We start from the raw sequence: 20,789 nt of genomic DNA, 5'->3' as shown, positions 1-20,789 counted from the left end.
CCCCCAGCAATGCTGGGGGCTTTTTTGTGAACAGTCCATAAGGTAAATGAGGCGACTTTGCTTCCCAATCACTTACTAAAAATCAACTTTAAAGTGATTCCTACTTGAAAAGCGCGGAGGTGAGTTGAAAGGCAAAACCATTAGGAGAGGTTTGGATAAAAAGTACTTACGTCCGCTAATCCAACAACGTGGCGTATCTTTCTGGAGAACTCTACCGTTGAGAGATACTTAAATACTTCCCATATGAAGCCTACCAAATCAAAAAAGGTGGAAGAGCTGAAGGATGCAGCTCCCGCCACGCGCCAAGAAGAAACACCTTTAGAGGCGCTGCACCGCCGGGTTAAGCAGACCCAACAGCGTCGTATTCAAAAACGCAAGCGCATTCACGCCCACTAAGCTGACTGTGCAGTTTCATAAAAAAGCCCCCCAGCAGTGCTGGGGGGCTTTTTTATGAAACTGCACGTTGACTAATAATCTTCAAACACTACCGCCTGGTACTGTGCTGCCAGTGCTTATGAGCCTGGTCTCCAGGGCCGGAACGCATAACGTTCAGCGGCCCTTACGAATGCTTAATTGAATTAAAGACGCCTTTCAAGAACTGATACCCGCCGAAGATTACAGGACCCCAGGTCATCACGTAGGAGCCGCCCTCGGAGGCCATGGCGTAGGTTCCGCCCGTTACCAGCAGGCCGCCACCGCACCACAGTGCTCCGTGGAGCATGTCTTTGCGGGCCGCTTCGCGGTTTACTTCTTTGAACTGACCCCGTAGATCAGCTATAATACTGTCGGCCATGTCGTTGCTGAAGCCATTATTTAGCAGTAAGCCTTGAATCTGCTTGTCAGATTTACCAGCAACCATAGACTGAGCGGCCTCGTCGTAGGCGCTCTGCAACACTTGCTCCTCGTCTTGTACAATTTCCTGCGTGACTGTTTGTGTAAGGGTGTTTTCCATACTGTTCGGTTTGCGATTAATTCGCGGTTTAAATGCTACTTGGATGCACAGGCCGAGCCACGCATTCTAAAGCAGCGGAGGTAGAATAAAACTTATAAACAAAAGGGCAATCTATGAACTCTACTAAACTACAGAGCAACTATTGAGTAAGCATAATTGAACATTAGCGCACCCTTATGCTTCTTATTGCAAAGGGTTTGCCATATTATTCACACAAGTCATCACGATAAAATAATATTATTACATTAATTAAGAAGGCCGATTGCAGCCTTTGTTATTAATGATAATCGCGAGAAACAAAGTGCCCGCATAATCAAAGGGCCGGACCGCACCCCAAACGTGACGATACCGGCCCCGGCACTTGCCACCGATTTGGATTGAGCAGTTCGGCGCAGGTACATTCGATCATTTATAAAGCGGCGGGCTCAAAGAATGTCCCCAGATGCCACAGCCCAGCTTGATTTTCGCATCTGGGGGGCATTTTTCAAGTATACTGCTCCTTATTCCACCTCGCTTTTGGGTTTACTTGTACTGATAATAACGCACGTAGTCCACCTGCATTTGCTTGGGAAAAGTAGTGCTAGCGTCGGGGTCACCATCAAAATCGCCCCCCACGGCTACGTTCAGAATCATGTAGAACTTGTTGTCGAAGGGATAAGGCGATACACTGGACGGCGTGATAGTAAAGTAAGGCGTTGCCTGCCCATCCAGATACCAGCGTAGTTGGCCTTTGCTACGCACGAGGCTGAAGATGTGATAGTCATCAGCAAAGTCACCACTGGGCAAGGTAACCTCGGTTCCTTTTTGCTTGCGCTGGTCAGCGCTAGGGCCATAGTGCACGGTGCTGATATTAGTAGCGGGCTTGCTGCCGCGCAGCTCCATTATATCAATCTCGCCACAGGCTGGCCAGGGCGCCTGACTATCGTTGGAGCCCAGCATCCAGATAGCCGGCCAAATGCCTTTGCCCTTCGGCAACTTAGCTCGCACATCGATGCGGCCAAAGGCAAAGTCCTGCTTGCCCTTGGTAATGATGCGGGCCGAGGTATACTGGCGGTTGCGCAGCTGCTCTTTCTTGGCTTGAATAATCAGGTTGCCGCCGCTCTGAAACAGGTTCTCGCGGCTATTGGTGGTGGCTTGCAACTCATTGTTGTACCAAACATCCTGAACCTCATAGGTCCACTTAGCCTGGTCCAGCGCGCCCGTATCAAATTCGTCGCTCCACACCAGCTCCGTATACTGGTTGAAGTCGCGGGGCTCGGCGTTGGTTTCGGTAGCGGCGGGTGGCGTGGGCGTTGGAGCCGGCGCGGGAGCTGGGATCGGAGCCGGAATATTCTTCTCTTGCTTCTCGGTGCAGGAGGTCAGGGCCAGGGCTAGCACCAATCCAGCCCCGGCCCACCTACCACGCGTAATTGCAAAGAAGTTATCCATCCTGTTCCTGCCCTTCATAAGTCCGTGCTTCACCTTAGGGTTTGGCTACAAACTTCATCTGAAACACGACGCCGCTAGTCGACTTACCAGCGCGCAGTACCATCGTCCGATCTGTGATATCAATAATGCGGTAGGTCAGGTCGGGCGCGTCTGTCACGCCGATAAATGTACCGGCGGTTTTAAACTCGATCATGGCGAACCCCTCACCTACCGACGGACCATACGTAAACTCCGAAGTGCCCGAGCGCGGTGCGGCGCAGCCTACGCCGCCCGCCACGTAAGTTTGCGCTTTGGCGTTATAGGTGAATACATTGGTTGAAGAAAACGTGTATTCATCGTCGGACTGGCAAGCGGGCAATTCACCAGCTTTTACTCCGGGGAAATACTCGCCCGGATTCCCCTCTGTACCCACGATAATTGGAGCGTTAACTGTGTTGTCGAGCAACCAGGTTTTGGATCCGGTACCCGTTAGCAGCTGCCGCACAATGTTGAGGGGCGACGCCACCACAATATCAGTTGTTTGGGAAAAGCCCGTTCCCCCACGACCGGCCGTAATCAGCTGCGCCTTAAATGTGCCCCCACTTTTGTAGGTGTGCGTTACGGTCTGGCCCGTACCGGTAGAGCCATCGCCGAACTCCCACTGGTAAAGGAAAGCATCGGGTGCGGTCGCCGTGAAGGTTACTTCCGTGGCTAGCCCTACCGTGCGGGAGGTAGTGGTAAAGGTGCCCTGAGGCACGGGACCTTCCAGCTCTCCCGTATCTTCTTTATCGCAGGAGGCAAGCAGCAACGAGCTACTGAGCAGCACGCACCACGCCTTATTCCAAGTATTTTTCATATTCGATCGAGTTGAAATCGTGGGTGGAAAGTGGCTTAGTAGCCAGGGTTCTGAATTAGCGCCGGGTTGGCATCAATTTCTGCCTGCGGAATGGGCAGCACTAAGTTGATAGCCGTGGGCACGCCGCGCTGAATCCCAAGTGTCCGCAAGAAAGCAGCGTGCTCCGTCATGCGCGCGATGAACTTACCTGTGCGCTTCAGATCAAACCAGCGGTCCATCTCGAAAGCCAATTCGTAGAGGCGCTCCCGTAACACGGCATCCGTGAAGTTGGGCGTAGCCGTCGTCAGGTCGCGGTTTGAGGGCGTATTGATGGGCAAGCCAAATGCGCGGCGACGCACTTTGTTGATCGCCTCCACGCCTTCCGCAGTTGGTCCCACGGCCTCGGCCAAAATCAGATACACTTCGGCCAAGCGCATCACCTTCATATTCAGGGGCGAATCCCATATGTTGGTGTTTACCTTGCCGATAAACCACTTCTTGGAGCTGTAGCCAAAAGGCGAGCCCGGCAGGCTATTTGGGTTGACACCGCCACCGGGCCACGCGTCACCGGGCGAGAAGATGCTGACGGCTTTGCGCGTGTCGCCGGCCTCGTAGCCATTCACGAAGTCGGGCTCCGGAATATTAAAGCCATAGCCGTCGCCTACGGGCGTGAGGCCACCACCGCGGGGGGCAAAAAACTGGTTGGCAGCGGAGCCGACATTGTTCCGGTCGTACTGGTTGCGGCCATTTTGAAACTGCACCTCAAACAGCGACTCCTGGCCGTTGTCGTTTTCTACCTTGAAGTTATCAGCATAGTTGGCGTACAGGGTTTTGCCGGAGCCAGCAATGACTTCGCGGGCCCGTTGGGCGGCTTCAGCCTTCTTGTTTTGAGTGATATATACCTTGGCCAGCAGCCCCGTAGCCGCCCACTTCGTCGCCCGGCCGATGTCCTCACCGCTGTAGGAAGCGGGTAGATTATCAATGGCGGCAATCAAATCCTTCTCGATTTGCGCGTACACTTGGTCGGCAGGCGTACGCGGAATATTGACCTCAGCCACGGTAACCGGCGGCGCGGTGTACAAAGGCACGTCGCCGTAGGCCCGTACTAAGTCGAAGTAGTATTTAGCCCGCAGAAACTGCGCCTCACCGAGGCAGCGCTTCTGAATAGCCGGATCAATATTCGTAATCAGGGGCACCTTTTGCAGCACAATATTAGCCCGCTGAAGACCAATATAGGACCCGCCCCAGAGGCGGTTCGCAATGATATTGGTAGTAGGAATATTGTAGTTGTCGAGCTGCTGGTACTCGATACCATCGCCACCACCACCACCACCGGTCGTAGAGACGTCGGCCATGATATCCATGGCCCATAGCGCTGCGTTGTACTGGCCTTCCTTGGTTAGCTCGCTGTAGGCGGCCGTTACAGCCTGAATAGCGTCGGTCTGAGTTTTGTAGAAATTGGCGTCTGTTACTTGGTCGGTGGGGGCTTCCTCCAGAAATTTCTCACCGCAGCTGGTCAGTAAGCCCAGCGTGAGCAGAAAAGCGCCGCACGTATATTTTGAGATAGTCATTGTCGTATGGGAATTTAGAAAGGTTTAAAACCCAATGTTTAAGCCAGCCATGAATACACGTGCCTGCGGATAAATACCCAGGTCGACGCCACTGGCGCTCACCTCAGGATCAAAGCCGCTGTACTTGGTCAGCGTAACCAGGTTCTGGGCCGTGACATACAGGCGCAGTTGGGTGGCCGAAATCCGACTCATCAGGCTTGATGGCAGCGTGTAGCCGAGGGTTAGGTTTTTGATGCGAGCGTAGGAGCCATCCTCAACGAAGTAAGTAGACACACGCAGGTTGGTATTCGGGTCGCCACTGACCGCGCGGGGCACATCATTACTGGTGTTGGGGCCGGTCCAGCGATTCAGGATGCGGGTAGTACCATTAGTAGTGCCATACAGGGCGCCTTCCGTGATATAGCGGTTCAGGTTGTATACATCATTGCCCTGCGAACCCTGAATAAAGAAGCTCAAATCAAAACCCTTGAAGGTCAGATTGTTGGTGATACCGTACGTAAAATCAGGGTTAGGATTACCAATGAACGTACGGTCAGCAGCGGTAATAGCACCGTCACCGTTCACGTCTTTGAACTTGATGTCACCAGGAGCTGTACCCGAGGTTTGGTAAAAGTCAGCTGCTGCGCTGCCTGCCTTTGCTGACGCGTTTAAGGCCGTTAGCTCCTCTTGCGTCTGAATTAGGCCCTCGGCTATATAACCGAAGAAGGAGCCAAAGGCATACCCTTCATCATAGCGCACAATAGTACCGGCCAGAGCGCCCAAACCGTTGTAGGGCAAGCCTTGACCCAATGACTCCAGCTCCGTTTTAAAGGCGGAGAAGTTCAGGTTAGTAGTCCAGTTGAACCCTTGGCCTGAGCTCTGCACATTACGAGAGGTGAAGCTGAGGTCAATACCGCGGTTGTAAGCGGAGGCCGCGTTCCGATTGACTGGCTCAAAAGTACCCGACGCGATAAGCGGCGGCACTGGGGCAATCAGATTGGGCGAGCTACGGTTGTAGAGGTCGATGCTGGCCTCGAAGCGATTGTCTAGGAAGCCCATGTCCAAGCCAATGTTCGCCTGATTGTTGGTTTCCCAGCGCAGCTCAGGGTTAGACAGGCGTGTGGGCGCACCGCCCGTATTGATCGTGCCATCTGGGCCGAACGGATAGGTGATACCGAAGTTAATGGCGTAGAGATAAGCAAAGCGCCCGGCGTTCAGTGGGTTACCCACTTTGCCGTAGCCAGCCCGCAACTTTAGGTTGCTGATGGTGGTGTTGCCCTTCAAGAAATCTTCCTCAGAGATGCGCCAGCCGGCGGATACGCCAGGGAAGAAGCCAAATTTATCGCCGGGAGGGAACACAGAAGAACCGTCGTAGCGGGCTACCGCTGAGAACAAGTACTTGCCACCAAACTCGTAATTAACTCGACCAAAGTAGCTGGCCAAGCGCTGGGGGGCATTTATGGTACCCGCATTGGATAGCAGCGTGTTAATGGGTCCCGCGTTGATTACCTGCAGGTCATTGCGCAGGTAATTTGTGCGGTAGGCCTCTACGTTGCTGTAATTAAACTCCTGAGCCGACTGACCAAGCAGGAATGTCACCTGGTGCTTATCAGCGAAAAGGTGGTCGTAAGTAACCGTGTTCTCAATCAGGTAGGTAGGCGCGTAGCCCGAAGTAGCCGTGGCGCCTGCTACTGTATAACGAGAGGTATATCCCTCCAATACTGGGGCGGAAGGGGCGAATGAGTTGAAGTTGTTGAAGACAAAGTCGCCACCTACGTTGGTGCGGAAGCGCAAGCCCTTCAGAGGCTCTAACTCAGCGTATAAGCTAATCAGGGCCCGGTTGCTAGTGAACTTCTGGTTGTTGCGCAGAGCGCTGGCTAGGGGATTTTCCTCAATGAAATTATCGACGCTACCACTCGGCTCGTACCAATAGCCATCGGGCCGGTAGGGCTGGACAGTAGCCGGAATACGCAGCAAGTGCTGTACAACCCCGTACTCCGTATTACCTCTAGATCCGTCGGCGTTTATGCCGCCGTTGGTTGTAACCTGCCGATCTTCCAGATGAGTAAGCTGAATGCTATTACCCAGCTTCAGCATTCTGCCAACCTGCACATCGCCATTGGCCCGCAGGGTAAAGCGCTCAAAGTTGGTGCCGACGACAATACCATCTTGCTGAAAATAAGTACCTGATAAGGCGTAGCGAGCGTTTTCGCTACCGCCAGTAGCCGAGAGCGAATAATTTTGAATCTGAGCCTGCCGGAATACCAGATCTTGCCAGTCGGTGCCTTCGCCCAGCGCCGCTGGGTTACGCAGCTTGTCAACCACAATAGGCAGACCGGCTGCTATGCGGTTCTCGTTGTTGATAACGGCATATTCCTGGGCATTCAGCATGTCCAGCTTACGGGCTACATTCTGGATACCCCGATATGCATCGAAGTTAATGTTGGTTTTACCTGCCTTACCCCGCTTGGTCGTAATGATTACTACCCCGTTGGCGGCCCGTACTCCATAGATAGCCGTAGCCGAGGCATCCTTCAGAATATCAATGGTTTCGATATCATTAGGGCTGATGGCATTAAGTTGGTTTTCCTGATTGTTTGAAGGTAGTGGAAACCCATCTACGACATACAGGGGGGCATTATTACCGGCCGAAGTTATACCCCGAATCCGCACTGAGGTACCAGCTGCTCCACCGGGAGCGCCGCCGTTAGACACGATTGTTACACCCGAAACCTTGCCTTGAATTGCTTGGGTAACGTCAGCTACCGGCTGGCGCACTATTTCTGCATTGGCCACCGATGAGATAGCGCCGGTTACACTGCCCCGCTCCTGGGTACCGTAGCCCACTACCACTACTTCGCTTAGCGACTTTGTATCGCTCTCCAGTGTCACATTAAGGCTGGTAGTCGCCCCCGTTACGGGTAACTCACGGCTGGTAAAGCCAATGGAGCTGAACACCAAGGTGCTACCCTCCGGTACAGTAAGCGAAAAGGTGCCGTCGCTGTTGGTTGAAGCTCCTACAGAGGTGCCCTTTACGAGCACCGTTACACCCGGCAGGCCTTCGCCATTAGACTGTGTTACGCGCCCCGATACGGGCACATCGGCCGTAGCATGGAGGGCGACAATGGGACTGGGGGGCAAATTTGGCCCGCCCACGGCGGGAGCTACCACGGCTGGCAGCCCGCAGGCCGTCAGCAGGATAACCCGCCGAAAGAAAGATGGGTAAGGATTTAGGGTCATGTGGGTAGGAGTAAGTAAGCTTGAAAGCAAACGTGGGAAAACACCGCAACAGCACTACCTAGTGGGAAGTGTTGCTGCGCTGCGGTTATTGAGTTGAACTCTTGGTTGCTCCTGTTGCCCGCCCGGGTTGCGTGGATAGTTGAGCAGTGGCTCCCGTATAGCGGAAACGTTTTAGCTGATCGCCAACGCGAAGGGTGAAATAGCCATCTTCCAGTTGGCGGCGCCCTTCGCTATCGGGGTAGGTAAGGTCGCGCTGGGGCTGAACTTCAAAGGCGAACTCGCGGCTTTCGCCCGGCTTGAACTCGGCCTTTTCAAAATGCTTGAGCAAGCGTACCGGCCTAGTAATGCGACCGACTTCATCGGTCAGAAACCACAGTACGGCTTCTTTGCCGGCTCGAGCACCAGTGTTGGTTACCCGTACGGTTGCCCGCAGAGTGCCATTGCCAGTTAGTAGCGAGTCGGTGAGGCGCAGGTCGGTGTAAGCGAAGGAGGTGTAGCTCAGACCCTGGCCAAACTCGGTAAGCATAGCACTCTTGTATTTTGCCCCCCGGTTCTCGAAGCCAGCACCGAAGTCACTCAGCTCCAGGCTATTCTCGTTGTTGTCGTGATGATAAGGCGAAAAGTGCCCCGCAAACTGTGGGTAAGTAAAGGACAGCTTGCCGCTTGGGTTCACCTTGCCACTAATAATCTCCGCCACGGCTTGCCCACCGCCAAATCCCGGCAGTCCACCCCACAAAATGCCCCCAGAACCGTCGGCAACCGCCCGAATAATACTGGGCCGCCCTCCTATCACCACCACTATGGAGGGCTTGCCCACGGCCTGCACTGCCCGCGCCAGTTGCAGCTGGTCCTCGGGCAGGGTTAGGTCGCTGGTGTTGCCTAGGCCTTCCGTGTAGGGCCGCTCACCGAGGGCCATTACGATGGCATCGGCGCGGCGAGCTGCGGCCGTAACGCGGGGTAGCGTCAATGCACCGGCGGCATCGCGGTAAGCTACAGTTTCGACCTGGGCATTGGAATACTCTTTCTTTAAGGCCGCATAAATGGTCAAGACTTCCCGCGGATACTCAGCCTCCGGGCGGCCCTGCCAGGCCAGCGTCCAGCCACCAGCCAGGTTAGCCCGTGAGTCGGCCGAGGGACCTACTACTAGTAAGCGCTTTACTTTAGAGGCGCTGAGGGGCAGCGTGTTATTAGTGTTTTTAAGCAGCACAATAGACTCGCGGGCGGCCTGCACAGCCTGCTCTTTCAGGGCTGGGTCGCCGATGCGGCTGAGGCGGTCGGTGCGGGGCATCGGGTTCTCAAACAACCCAATATCCTCCTTCATCTGCAGAATCCGGCCCGCTGATAGATTGATGCGTTCTTCGGTCAGGCGTCCCTCCTTCACCAGCTCCTTTACCAAGGTGCAGAAGGTGGTGGTGTAAGGCGTCATGGCCATATCCACGCCGGCGTCGATTGCCATGAATGTGGCTTCCTTCTCGTTGGCCGCAACTTTCTGGATTCGCACCAACCGAATAATATCTTCCCAGTCGGTGACAGCTACGCCCTGAAAGCCCATTTTGGTGCGCAGCAAATCGGTAAGAATATGGCGCGAGGCGTGCACCGGTTCCCCGTTAATTTGCCCACTGTTGATCATAATGCTCTTCAGCCCTGAATCGATTGCGGACTGGAAGGAAGGACGAAAAAACTCTTCGATGCGCTGGTCGGAAATCTCGGCCACCGTGCGGTCCCATCCGGTGCGTGGGTCAGAGTAGCCCAGGAAGTGCTTGCCGCAGGCAGCCACCTTATAGGGGGCAATTTCGGTGTTCTCTTGCAGCTCGCGCACAAAGGCAGCCCCCATTACCGACGCTACCAGCGGATCTTCGCCGTAGGTTTCGTATAGGCGCGGCCATTGCGCATTTACTCCCAAGTCCAGCACCGGCGCAAACACCCAATGATGGCCCAGATCAGCAGACTCAAGCACGGTAGCGCGGGCGGCTTGGCGGGCAAAAATTGGGTTAAAAGTGGCCCCCAAATTCAGATTATGCGGGAAAATAGCAGCGCCACTTACGTAGCTGGCCCCGTGCATATGGTCGATGCCGTAGATAATAGGAATGTGCAGGCGTGACTCCCGCATGGCAATCCGCTGCAAATCAGCTGAGTACTTAGCCCATTGCGCTGGGGGTACTGCTTCTCCATTTAGAAAAGAGCCTACATGGAAATCACGAATAAAGGGCACCAACTTAGCCGAGTCCAGCGTCACGTCTTTTTGCTGGCCTGTATGATTAATAGTGGTGTTGGCAAGTTGGGTCATCTGCCCAATCTTCTCTTCCAGCGTCATCTGCGCCAGCAGCGTGCGCACCCGCTCACTTAGGGGGGCTGGCTTGTAGCCACTAGGCGCTTGTGTAGAAGATGCGGTTGTAGAAGATGGAGTAATGCCGGCGGACGTACCAGCTCGTTGGCAGTTGGCTCCCATACCCAGCAGCACACCCACGGCGAGACCTTTCTGAGCTAGGCGGCGCAGGCGTCGGGCGGCTGAAGTGTGAGGAGTGGTAAAGGAAGTCCGTAAAAAAGAATAATTCTTGTTCATAAGGACGAGTGAGGTTTACCAAATATATCCGTCCTTGTTTTGAAAATGCAACGCAAAAAAGCCCCATACGGGCTAAAAAAGGCGTTTTTTATCGAACTTGATTTACTAGTTATACACTTAGTGCACACGCGAATCACCCTCTTTTAAGGGCTACCGACTCTGTATTGAACTTCGGCCGTTATTTGGGCACAACGCCTAAAAAACAATGAAAAAATGTGACGTTGGCCCGAAGTTTTTTCAACAAAAAATGTCAACTGCCCTATTTCATCAGAGTTATCACTCTTCAAGCTGATATAAAGCCTGATACTCTCAAATTGAAGACTTCTATTAAGCTCAACAATAACAAAAGCGCCCCGACCGGTGAGTCTTCCGGTCGGGGCGCTAAAGTCAGCCTGGTCCAGGCTCGTATTGCTAATTGTGAGTCATGCCTTTTGAATAGCTGCTAAAGGAAATGGCCGTTAGTATGACGCGAATAACTTATGCTTGGGAGGCAGACACAACTGTGATTTCATCTGCTTCCTCTGGCTCGGCAGTGGCATCGAGGAGGATATGCGTCCAGCTTTCATTTGCATCGTAATCAGGAGCTTGGCGGCGGCGGCGCATGGCCTCCACTACTTTCTGACTGAAGCTCCAACATGTGCCCTGCCGTAAATCTAGGAGGCGTGATAGTTCTTGTGAGGAGTAGTTTCCTTGGTGGGTATTAATTAGAAAAACCGCGTACAACGCTTTGACGATGGAGAACTTACACTTTTGCAGCATGGTGTATGCCGTAGCCGACTCTACGTAGCGGCAGCGGGTGCAACGCCGGGCATGGGGCTCGCGACCCGCGCAATACTTCTCGTAGCCACACTTGCGGCACTGGTACCCATGGGCCCACTTAAGGTCGGCGAGGTAACTTAAGCACGCGTCTTTGTCGGGGTAAATTTGGCTGAACTCACCAAAATCGACCTCTTTAGCTAGTACGCGCGCCGTTTGAGCCTGCTGTAAGTCGTGTTGCAGGGTAGCGTTAAGCTTCTCAATTGCAGCTGATTGCAAACCCAGCAGCCCATTGGCGCGCAATAACTCCCGGTTCTGGGCGGCAATGGTTTCACTCTGCTCGCGTAGCTCCTGAGTCCGAAGCGCTACTTGAGCTTCCAATTCTGAGTTAAGTTGATCTTTGAGCTGCTGATTTTGCTGGAGTTGCTCCACCAAACGGTCTTGAGCAAGGTGTTTTTTACGCAGCTGCTTTACTAAGCGGGCTTGTACTGCGAGGCGAGCATCCTTAATGCCCTTGATCTTTTCCCCAAGTGCATAAGATAAAATACTGACTTCCAACACGAAAGCCGCATTCATACTGTACACCGTGAAGTGGTTGTTGAAGAATTCAATACCAAGCTTGCGGGTAATAAGAAATAGGAGACTAACGGCCACTAGTGCATGGGCCAACAGAAAGTATCGAGCAGTTTGCAAGCCCTGCTGGTATACTTTCATGGCCGCATAATACAGTAGGCCATAAGGCAAGAGGTAAAGCCAAAAGCTGAAGCCCGAGTGGATAAACAACACATCCAGCAACAACAGCAGCCCACTGAGCGCGCCAATGACGCGCATCCACCAATCAAGTTGGGGTACACGCTGGGCGGTATCGAGGAAGCCGCGCGCATAATGCATAAAGGTGAAAAGCAGCAGGAGTGGTGCCCCATCATTGATCACCCGATTGAGACCCGGTAGCGTCGGCCAAATGTATTCGAACCCAAGACCGTCCTCCGACAAAAAGAGCAAGCTACAGCTCAGCACATACAGCACGTAGCGGAGGTAAGTAAGCTCCCCAATAAAAAGGTAAATGCACAGATTGTACACCACCATGATGAAGAGGATGCCATAAAAGCCCCCCAGCAAACCATATTGTGTTTGAAAATGCGAAAGCAAGGTCGGCTCGCTGCGCAACATCGCTCGGAAGCTGGTCTTCGAATTAGACTTTAGCCGCAGGTAGTAGGTTTCCGTCTGGCCGGGCGCCACGCGCAGGTCAAATAGAAAGTCCTTATAGGGGTGCATACGACTGGCAAAGGGCCGGTCGGCACCGGTTAGAAACCGTTGGTAGCCAGTGGGGGTAGGCTGAAAAAACTGTAGGTCATTGGTATGGGAATCAAACAGATCCAAGTACCAATGCGTACCGGAGTGGTCGGCATTGTGCACGGTAAAGCGCAGCCAGTAAGCCGAAGCTGTATTCGTAATATTAGGAGCGCCCGTGCAAGTGGCAAATTGGCGGGCCAGTGCCGGCTGCGATACATCGTGCAGTGTTAGTTGCCCGGTCGAGTCTTCCAACACGCTGTAGTAAGGAAGGTCGATAAAGAAGTCGGAGTTGGCAGGTTGAATTACCAACGTGTCCTCTGCGGCAGCACAGACAGAAGTCGGAGCTAAGAACCCAAAAAGACAGATCCATAGCCAGATCAGCGAACTAGACGATAACGAGGGTGGGGATAGCGTACGCATAGTGTTGGCTAATGTACGCATTGCCCCCAGAAATCTCCAGCTCCGCTAAAGTCCAACTACTGGCCTTTTGAAGCAGTAGTTTTATTAGAGTAGCTGCCCTATGCCGAACAGCAGCACAAAAACTAAAGTACTCAGAGCCATTTGCTTCAATAGCGGATCTAGCTGCTTAGAGTCTTGCCGGGCCCACACCTGTCGGCCATTGAACAATAGTAGCGGTGCCGAGAGCACAAATAGCCACTGCCAGGGCGAATGATAGGTAAGCGCTACGTAAATGGCAGCACTGCCTAAGCCCAGTACCAAGAGCAGCCAGTGGTAACGCCGCGCCGATTTGCCCCCCAGACGTACCGGAATCGTGATTTTGCCGGCCAGCTCGTCGGAGCGCAGGTCGCGGATGTTGTTCACGTTGAGCACGGCCGTGGCAAAACAGCCTAAGCTAACGGCCGGCAGCAGCACGGCCAGGGGCAGCGTCTGGGTTTGCAGAAAATAGGTACCGCCTACGCCCACCAAGCCAAAAAAGATAAAAACCGACACGTCGCCCAGACCGGCGTAACCATAGGGCTTGCTGCCAGCCGTGTAGTTAATAGCGGCCCAAATGGCGGCCAAGCCCAATAGCAGAAACGTGAGCAGAATCCACATGCCGGCCGCACCCAGCGCTACCCACAGCAAGGCCAACCCCGAAACAAAGGCCGCCGCCCCAAACACGGCCATGGCTTGCTTCATGCGCGCGGCCGTGATGTAGCCAGCCTGCACGGCCCGCAACGGACCTTCGCGGTGCACGCTGTCGGCACCGTTTTGGGAATCGCCGTAGTCGTTGGCGAGGTTGCTCAGAATTTGCAGCAGGATAGTGGTAAGAGCTGCTAAGCCGACGACGAGGCCATTAAATTGCCCCCCAGCGGCCGCCAAAAAGCCCCCGGTGAGGATGCTAGCCAACGCAAGCGGTAGCGTGCGCGGCCGGAAAGCCGAAACCCAAGCCTGTACAGGGCTTGGGCTTGGAGAAGTTGAGGAGTTCACTAGATGCGTCGCGCTTGAACTAAAAGCATGGTTTATTTGAATTTGACCGAACAATGCACGGGCATTCTTAGCCCTACTTCAAAATAGCCGCCAGCAACTCGTCGCTCATGGGCTTTACTTTGGACGGGTAGAAGCCAACTACGTGGCCTTGCTCATCGACGAGGTATTTGCAGAAGTTCCAGGTTGGCGCGTCGCTGATAGCGCCGTTTTTCGTTTTATCGGCTAAAAACTCATAGAGCGGCGCGGTATCGTCGCCCTTCACCGACACTTTCTCGAACATGGGGAAGGTAACGCCGAAGTTTTTCTCGCAGAAAGTGGCAATCTGCTCGTTGGTACCCGGCTCCTGCCCGCCAAAGTTGTTGGCCGGAAAGCCCAAGACCGTCACTTTGTCGCCGTGCTTTTTGTGCAGCTCTTCCAACTCTTTGTATTGAGGCGTGTAACCACACTCAGAAGCCACGTTTACGATAAGCAGCTTTTTACCCTTGAACTGGCTGAGCTGCACGTCTTTACCATCAATGGTTTTTACAGAGTAGTCGTACACAGTGCCGGCAGTGGCAGTTTCGGGGGCAGAAGTGGTCATAGAAGTAGAGGCATTTGGAGATTGAGAGGAAGAACCGCAGGAGGCCAGAAGCGCCAGCAGTAATACGACTTGAACTTGCATTGGGGGGCTTTTTTATCTACTAAAGTGGGCAGCCGATATTATGCGACATCGGCCAAACCATTGAAAATGGACCAATGTTTCATTATGGATCGAGTTGAGTAGGTACGTGTAAACAGCTAGTGGCTGGTGACTGCGTTAGATGCACAGCCACTAGCTCATTGGCTCAGGTAGTGGGCGGAGTAAGCCATTTTTCTACTATTACCGGCTCAAAGCGCAGCATTTTCTTTAGCAGGCCGGCAGGCGTTTCATCCTGCAAAAGCTGCTCACGATTCTCCCGCCGGAGCAGCCCCTCCCCTGACATCGTATCTAGTAGCGCCAACAGCTGATCGTAGTAGCCGCCCACGTTGAGTACCGCTACAGGCTTGCGGTGTAAGCCAAGCTGGGCCCAAGTCAACACCTCGAATAACTCCTCTAACGTGCCGTAGCCGCCGGGCATAGCTACAAAGCCTTCGGCCAAATCGGCCATGAGCAGCTTGCGCTCGTGCATGGACTTCACGACGTGCAGCTTTGTGAGGCCCAAGTGTGCTAGCTCTTTTGCCGCCAGGAAGTCGGGAATAACCCCGATAACCTGGCCGCCGTGGCGCAAGGTGCTATCGGCCACGGCACCCATGAGGCCGACCCGGCCGCCCCCGTACACCAGCGTCATGTTGCTCTCAGCTAATACTTGGCCCATCGCCTCAGCTTGCTGACGGTATATCTCATTGTGGCCGGCACTAGAGCCGCAGTATACTGCTACACTTTTCATAGAATGTATTAAATAAGACGCGCTAGTGCGTTTAGTCTTTGTTTTCGTAGCAAAGCGGAGTGCTACGCTGAGAACTACATCCGCTCAGGTACCGTGATGCCGAGTAAGCCCATAGCAGCTTTGATAGTCCGGCCCGTTTGAGCTGACAGAGCCACCCGCATGCGACGTTTTGTTTCGTCGGGCTCGCCAAATACGGGGACTTCGGTATAGAAGCGGTTGTAGGCTTTGGCCACTTCGTACACGTACTGCACCAGCACCGATGGAGCCATGAGGCGGGCCGCTTCGGCCACGACGCCGGGGTAGCCGGCTAGCAGCTGCACAGCGTCGCGCTCGGTTTCGTGCAGCGTGTCAATGCTGTGCATTTGCCCCCCAGTCATCCCTAGCTCAGTTGCTTTGCGCATAATGGCTGCGATACGGGCGTGAGTGTACTGTACAAAAGGACCAGTGTTGCCTTGGAAGTTGATGCTTTCCTCTGGGTTGAACAGCATTCTTTTCTTCGGGTCTACCTTCAACAGAAAGTATTTCAGCGCGCCCAAGGCCAGCGTATGATAAAGCTGCTCGGCCTCCTCGGGGCTGAGGCCTTCGATCTTGCCCAGCTCCTGGGTGGTACGGCGGGCCGTGTCCACCATTTCCTGCACCAGTTCGTCGGCGTCAACTACGGTGCCTTCACGGGATTTCATCCGGCCGGAGGGCAAATCTACCATGCCGTAGCTCAGGTGATGAATAGCCGCCGCATATGGCTTACCTAGCTTCTTAAGCACGGCTTGCAGCACCTGCATGTGGTAGTTCTGCTCATCAGCAATCACGTAGACCGACGAATCATAATTGAAATCTTGATACTTCAGCTCAGCCGTGCCTAAGTCCTGGGTGATGTACACGCTGGTGCCGTCGCCGCGGAGCAGGAGCTTCTCATCGAGGCCTTCTTCCTTCAAATCAACCCAAACTGAGCCGTCGTCCTTGCGAAAGAAAACGCCTTTTTCCAGACCTTCTTCTACACGCTCTTTGCCCAGCAAGTAGGTTTCAGATTCGTAGTAAAACTTATCAAAGTCAACGCCGATGGTGCGGTAGGTTTCGTCGAAGCCCTGGTACACCCAGCCGTTCATTTGCTTCCAGAGGCTGAGCACTTCCTGGTCGCCTTGCTCCCACTGCTGCAACATTTGCTGCGCATAGGTCATAAGCGGGGCTTGGCGCTTAGCTACATCGGGCGCTACGCCTTCCGCTTCGAGCTGACGAATTTCTTCGCGATAGTGCCGCTCGAACAGCACATAATATTTCCCGATCAGATGGTCACCTTTGATACCCGCGCTTTCCGGGGTTTCACCGTGCCCAAAACGCTGATAAGCCAGCATCGACTTACAGATGTGAATGCCCCGATCATTGATCAGGTTGGCTTTGGTAACAGTAGCGCCAGTCGCTTTGATAATCTCGGCTACCGAATAGCCCAGAAAGTTATTTCGCAAGTGCCCCAGGTGCAGAGGCTTATTAGTATTGGGCGATGAATACTCGACTACCACGCGCTGGGGGCCATTTGTAGGCACTGGTGCGTTGTCGGGCCGCTCCAGCATTTCGGCAAACAGACGTAACCATTCGCTATCGGCTATTTCCAGGTTTAGAAAGCCTTTAACCACATTAAAACCGCTCACCCGAGGCTCGTTGGTAGCGAGCCACTCGCCCAGAGCCTGCCCAATCTGCTCTGGCCCTTTGCCAAGGCTCTTGGTCAGCGAGAAAGTAACCAAGGTAAAGGTGCCCGCAAATTCTTTGCGCGTGGGCTGTATCACTAGCTGCTCAGCCGCAACCGTAGCGCCAAATACTTGCTGAATGGCCGCGCTTAGCGCCGCTTTGATGTCTTGTTCGAGTTGTTGCACGGGGTGCGGATAATTAGGGGGTTAAGCAGCACAAAAGTAGCGCAAGCTACGGCTTACGCTAATAAGAATGCCCCCCAGCTACTTATTTGTCCCCGACGCGCTGCAGCATAATGTTCACGTCGAGGGGGTTGCCGCGGGTAATGACCGGATGTGCTTCGGTGCTGGTAAATAGCGGCTTGCCATCTACAATGATGCTGGCCCGCACGGCGTATGTATTGCGAGCATCTATCTGAACCGGGTCGTAGCGCAGCAGAAACGGATACGGCACTTGCTGCCCTGCCGTAGGGCGTAAGGTAATGGAGTCGAGGACCGTGGCCGCCACATCAGCGAAGCTCACATCCAGAAGCTGCACCTTCACTACAGCCGTAGGCGGCAGGGCCATCCGCTCACGATAAGATACCGTGCCGGTCACGGCAGCACTCACGGTTTGGCCGGGCACATCGGCCTCTCTCCCGCGTTGCTGAGGCGTAGCGGTACATGCGCCCAATGCAATAGCCACTACTCCAATTGCCATCCGCACGCTCCTGAGCATCATATCGCTTGGGGTTTAGCTTGATTTCAGGCTGAATATAGTATAAAGAAGCAATGTCAGCTTTAACAGGAGCTGCTACCGACGTGCTGCTACCAAGCCAGAGTTGCTACCTTCAAACACAGCCGAGGCTCTTGTCTGAAGATAAGCATGCAGAGTGGAAACTATGCGTAATCTGCCGCTATAACGTTTACGTTGTAGCGCGGCTTTGGCGCGAAGTGGCCTCCGCTAGCTGCAGGCGACTTTGGATGGTGTCGGTGGCGGCTTCCAGAATATCGAAGGCGTTTCTGGCCATCGTATTTTCTGAGTCGAGTGTGGGGTTAATCTCTACCATTTCAAAGCATACCACCCGCTCATTATCCAGCAAAGCTTGGCATAAGGAAATAGCCTCTTCTACATTGAGCCCCTCTTTTACGGGTGTGCCCGTGCCTTTGCTGAAGCGCGAGTCCAGCGAGTCAACATCAAAGGAAACGTACACCAAGTCGCAGAAGCGCAACCGTTCGTAGATCTCGCGCGACACCTGCTTAGGACCTTTTTCTTTGAACTCGGCCAAGCCAAAGTTTTTGATGTTGTGGCGCTTGATTACTTCATTTTCCTCATGCTCGGTGTCGCGCACCACCACATACACCAGATGATTAGGCGTCATTTTGGGGCCGGGTTCCCCTAGGTTTTTGAGGCGTTGCCAAAAAAATTCGGTTTCTGGCTCCGGCTCGTTGCGCTGGCATTCTAGGTTGTCCTCGTTCAGCGACATGGCGATGGGCATGCCATGCATATTGCCCGAAGGGGTAGTATAGGGTGAATGAATATCGGCGTGGGCGTCAATCCACACCACACCCAAAGTTTTGTGCGGGTAGGCCGTTTTGATGCCGGCTATGGTACCGGCAGCGTTGGAGTGGTCGCCGGCTAGCACTAGCGGAAACTCTCCGAGGCGTAATGTTTGTTCTACCGTGTTGGCAATATTTTTTTGGACGGTATAAACTGAGTCGATGTGCTTGGCGTAAGGAAAATGGTTTTTATCAAACAGCACATGATTCAGGTCCGGCACAACCACGGCGTTAAAGCGGCGGAAATAATCAGAACCCTTGTTTAAACAGGCAATCCGTAGCGCGTCTACGCCCAGACTGGCCCCGCGAGTACCGGCTCCCAGCTCGGAGCGGACTTCGATGAGCTTAATACGTTTCATAAAAGAACGATGCGCCGGCAGCGACGAGCGGCTAAGGGCCTTGGCCGAATACCAGAGAGCAGGACCACGTCTCACCGCTCTCGCCCTGGGCACTCGCATCGGAGTACCCACCTACCGCCTATCTTTGCTGGCCTACAAAGGTGCGGAAAAGCCAGCACAAAGGCCAACTGGACTTTGTTACTGGATACAAGCTGTCTAGCAGCACTTCACCAACTCCCCCTCAAACTCTACACTCGCCATACCTCTCTTAATGGATACCTACCACGACCTGATTTCCCAAACCTTCGATTTTCCTACCGCCGACTTTACCATTCACGACAATGAGTTGCGTTTCCATGATATTCCCCTCATGGATATCGTGCGTAAGCACGGCACGCCGCTGCGCCTCACTTACCTGCCCAAAATCAGCTCCCAGATTCATCGAGCCAAAACATGGTTTGCCGACGCTATAGAGAAAATAGGCTACAACGGCACTTATACATACAGCTACTGCACGAAGTCGTCGCACTTCAGCTTTATCGTGGAAGAGGCGTTGAAAAACGATATTCATATTGAAACTTCGTCGTGGTTTGATATCGATATCGTGCGAGCAATGCATGCTAAGGGCAGGCTCAATAAGGAGACGTACGTCATCTGCAATGGTTATAAGCGCGAGGAATACAAGCGCGACATTGCTGACCTTATCAACGATGGGTTTGTGAACTGCGTGCCTATTCTCGATAACCTGGGCGAAATAGATTACTACCATGATCATGTGCGCGAGAAGTGTACCGTAGGTATGCGCCTGGCCTCCGATGAAGAGCCGCGCTTCCAATTCTACACCTCACGCCTGGGCATTCGCTACGCCGACGCCATTCCATTGTATGAGCAGAAGATCAAGGAAGACCCGCGCTTCGAGCTCAAAATGCTGCATTACTTCATCAATACCGGCATCAAAGACACCAGCTACTACTGGTCGGAGCTGAGCCGCTTTGTGCACAAGTATTGTGAGTTGCGTAAGGTGTGCCCTACTCTAACCACCATTGACATCGGTGGCGGCTTGCCTATTCAAACCAGCATTCAGCCTGAGTACGACTACCAGTATATGGTGGAAGAAATTCTGCGCACCATTCAGCGTATCTGTGCTGAGGAAGGCGTGCCAGAACCAGACATTTTCACCGAGTTCGGTATTTTTACGGTAGGTGAAAGTGGTATTACGCTCTACTCTATTTTGGGCGAGAAGCTACAGAATGACAAAGAGTTGTGGTATATGATTGATGGCTCTTTTATCACGAACCTACCCGATACCTGGGCCCTAAACCAGCGCTTCATTATGCTAGCCCTGAATGGCTGGGAGAAGCGTTATAACAGGGTTCAGTTGGGTGGCCTCACTTGCGACTCTCAGGACTACTACAACGCTGAAAAGCACATTTACCAGGTGTTCCTGCCCGAGTTACGCACCAAGAACCAGGAAACAGTGGAGCCGCAGTACGTAGGCTTCTTTCATACTGGCGCTTACCAGGAAAGCCTCTCCGGCTACGGAGGCATCAAGCACTGCCTGATTCCAGCACCGAAGCACGTCATCCTCGACCGCGATACTGACGGCACGTTGCTGGATTGGGAATTTGCTCCGGAGCAAAACGGCGACAGCATGATGCGGATTTTGGGGTATAAAGAATAGGGTAACGCCTTTGTTAATAACACTTAGAAGTAAAAAAAGCCTCCTATCAAAACCTAGGGGGCTTTTTGCTCCTTACTCTAAATATTTCGCAGGCTCCAGGATAATTTAAATAGGTGCAC

The 20,789-nt window shown here is 53.5% G+C and carries 15 protein-coding genes; 2 read left to right on the top strand and 13 right to left on the bottom strand.

All coding sequences use genetic code 11. The annotated features are described in order from the left end of the window. Nucleotides 1-243: 243 nt before the first annotated feature. On the top strand, nt 244-396 hold the full coding sequence (locus ACW9KT_RS06625) for a hypothetical protein (protein ID WP_457078610.1): 153 nt from the start codon (nt 244-246) through the stop codon (nt 394-396). A 163-nt stretch (nt 397-559) separates the two neighbouring features. Here the strand turns inward: ACW9KT_RS06625 and ACW9KT_RS06620 are convergent, their stop codons facing one another. The 13 genes from ACW9KT_RS06620 to rocF all read right to left on the bottom strand — a co-directional run bounded on the left by ACW9KT_RS06620 (nt 560) and on the right by rocF (nt 19,010). Continuing rightward, entirely contained in the window at nt 560-952 is a 393-nt protein-coding gene (locus tag ACW9KT_RS06620) for a hypothetical protein (protein ID WP_457078608.1), read from the bottom strand. A 522-nt stretch (nt 953-1,474) separates the two neighbouring features. Beyond that, nucleotides 1,475-2,380 carry a glycoside hydrolase family 16 protein gene (locus ACW9KT_RS06615; RefSeq protein WP_457078607.1) on the bottom strand — a complete coding sequence of 302 codons (906 nt, stop codon included), beginning with the start codon at nt 2,378-2,380 and terminating at the stop codon, nt 1,475-1,477. Between the two features lie 34 nt (nt 2,381-2,414). Next, nucleotides 2,415-3,215, bottom strand: coding sequence for a PKD domain-containing protein (locus ACW9KT_RS06610; RefSeq protein ID WP_457078605.1), 801 nt, complete (start codon nt 3,213-3,215; stop codon nt 2,415-2,417). A 35-nt stretch (nt 3,216-3,250) separates the two neighbouring features. Next, nucleotides 3,251-4,765, bottom strand: a complete 1,515-nt coding sequence (locus tag ACW9KT_RS06605; protein WP_457078603.1) for a RagB/SusD family nutrient uptake outer membrane protein — start codon at nt 4,763-4,765, stop codon at nt 3,251-3,253. A 24-nt stretch (nt 4,766-4,789) separates the two neighbouring features. Next, nucleotides 4,790-7,984, bottom strand: coding sequence for a SusC/RagA family TonB-linked outer membrane protein (locus ACW9KT_RS06600; RefSeq protein WP_457078601.1), 3,195 nt, complete (start codon nt 7,982-7,984; stop codon nt 4,790-4,792). 85 nt (nt 7,985-8,069) lie between these two features. Then, nucleotides 8,070-10,547, bottom strand: coding sequence for a beta-glucosidase (locus ACW9KT_RS06595; protein ID WP_457078599.1), 2,478 nt, complete (start codon nt 10,545-10,547; stop codon nt 8,070-8,072). A 477-nt stretch (nt 10,548-11,024) separates the two neighbouring features. After that, a complete protein-coding gene (locus tag ACW9KT_RS06590) occupies nt 11,025-13,016 on the bottom strand; it encodes a 7TM diverse intracellular signaling domain-containing protein (RefSeq protein WP_457078597.1) in 1,992 nt (663 codons plus the stop codon). 84 nt (nt 13,017-13,100) lie between these two features. After that, the gene (gene menA / locus ACW9KT_RS06585; protein WP_457078595.1) at nt 13,101-13,946 is read right to left on the bottom strand and encodes a 1,4-dihydroxy-2-naphthoate octaprenyltransferase; all 846 of its coding nucleotides are present in this window, start codon (nt 13,944-13,946) and stop codon (nt 13,101-13,103) included. A gap of 154 nt (nt 13,947-14,100) precedes the next feature. Beyond that, entirely contained in the window at nt 14,101-14,607 is a 507-nt protein-coding gene (locus tag ACW9KT_RS06580; protein ID WP_457078593.1) for a glutathione peroxidase, read from the bottom strand. A 244-nt stretch (nt 14,608-14,851) separates the two neighbouring features. Further along, the gene (locus ACW9KT_RS06575) at nt 14,852-15,433 is read right to left on the bottom strand and encodes an LOG family protein (RefSeq protein ID WP_457078591.1); all 582 of its coding nucleotides are present in this window, start codon (nt 15,431-15,433) and stop codon (nt 14,852-14,854) included. Nucleotides 15,434-15,507: 74 nt separating this feature from the next. After that, a complete protein-coding gene (argS, locus tag ACW9KT_RS06570) occupies nt 15,508-17,298 on the bottom strand; it encodes an arginine--tRNA ligase (RefSeq protein ID WP_457078589.1) in 1,791 nt (596 codons plus the stop codon). Between the two features lie 82 nt (nt 17,299-17,380). Continuing rightward, a complete protein-coding gene (locus ACW9KT_RS06565) occupies nt 17,381-17,833 on the bottom strand; it encodes a YbaY family lipoprotein (RefSeq protein ID WP_457078587.1) in 453 nt (150 codons plus the stop codon). 184 nt (nt 17,834-18,017) lie between these two features. Then, nucleotides 18,018-19,010: an arginase gene (gene rocF, locus ACW9KT_RS06560; RefSeq protein ID WP_457078585.1), complete on the bottom strand. Its 993-nt coding sequence runs from the start codon at nt 19,008-19,010 to the stop codon at nt 18,018-18,020. 250 nt (nt 19,011-19,260) lie between these two features. On the opposite strand from rocF, the gene ACW9KT_RS06555 reads away from it, so the two are divergent. Continuing rightward, nucleotides 19,261-20,670 carry an arginine decarboxylase gene (locus tag ACW9KT_RS06555; RefSeq protein WP_457078584.1) on the top strand — a complete coding sequence of 470 codons (1,410 nt, stop codon included), beginning with the start codon at nt 19,261-19,263 and terminating at the stop codon, nt 20,668-20,670. Nucleotides 20,671-20,789: the final 119 nt, after the last annotated feature.

Source organism: Hymenobacter sp. HD11105 (assembly GCF_054051685.1).
This window is presented reverse-complemented; position numbering and strand designations above follow the sequence as displayed.

What these genes read in the sequence shown, in the direction of transcription:
- ACW9KT_RS06605 (WP_457078603.1), bottom strand. Translation starts at nt 4,765, where the DNA reads ATGACTATCTCAAAATATACGTGCGGCGCTTTTCTGCTCACGCTGGGC.
- ACW9KT_RS06575 (WP_457078591.1), bottom strand. Translation starts at nt 15,433, where the DNA reads ATGAAAAGTGTAGCAGTATACTGCGGCTCTAGTGCCGGCCACAATGAG.
- ACW9KT_RS06555 (WP_457078584.1), top strand. Translation starts at nt 19,261, where the DNA reads ATGGATACCTACCACGACCTGATTTCCCAAACCTTCGATTTTCCTACC.
- ACW9KT_RS06590 (WP_457078597.1), bottom strand. Translation starts at nt 13,016, where the DNA reads ATGCGTACGCTATCCCCACCCTCGTTATCGTCTAGTTCGCTGATCTGG.
- ACW9KT_RS06620 (WP_457078608.1), bottom strand. Translation starts at nt 952, where the DNA reads ATGGAAAACACCCTTACACAAACAGTCACGCAGGAAATTGTACAAGAC.
- ACW9KT_RS06615 (WP_457078607.1), bottom strand. Translation starts at nt 2,380, where the DNA reads ATGGATAACTTCTTTGCAATTACGCGTGGTAGGTGGGCCGGGGCTGGA.
- rocF (WP_457078585.1), bottom strand. Translation starts at nt 19,010, where the DNA reads ATGAAACGTATTAAGCTCATCGAAGTCCGCTCCGAGCTGGGAGCCGGT.
- ACW9KT_RS06580 (WP_457078593.1), bottom strand. Translation starts at nt 14,607, where the DNA reads ATGACCACTTCTGCCCCCGAAACTGCCACTGCCGGCACTGTGTACGAC.
- ACW9KT_RS06610 (WP_457078605.1), bottom strand. Translation starts at nt 3,215, where the DNA reads ATGAAAAATACTTGGAATAAGGCGTGGTGCGTGCTGCTCAGTAGCTCG.
- ACW9KT_RS06600 (WP_457078601.1), bottom strand. Translation starts at nt 7,984, where the DNA reads ATGACCCTAAATCCTTACCCATCTTTCTTTCGGCGGGTTATCCTGCTG.
- ACW9KT_RS06565 (WP_457078587.1), bottom strand. Translation starts at nt 17,833, where the DNA reads ATGATGCTCAGGAGCGTGCGGATGGCAATTGGAGTAGTGGCTATTGCA.
- ACW9KT_RS06625 (WP_457078610.1), top strand. Translation starts at nt 244, where the DNA reads ATGAAGCCTACCAAATCAAAAAAGGTGGAAGAGCTGAAGGATGCAGCT.
- ACW9KT_RS06595 (WP_457078599.1), bottom strand. Translation starts at nt 10,547, where the DNA reads ATGAACAAGAATTATTCTTTTTTACGGACTTCCTTTACCACTCCTCAC.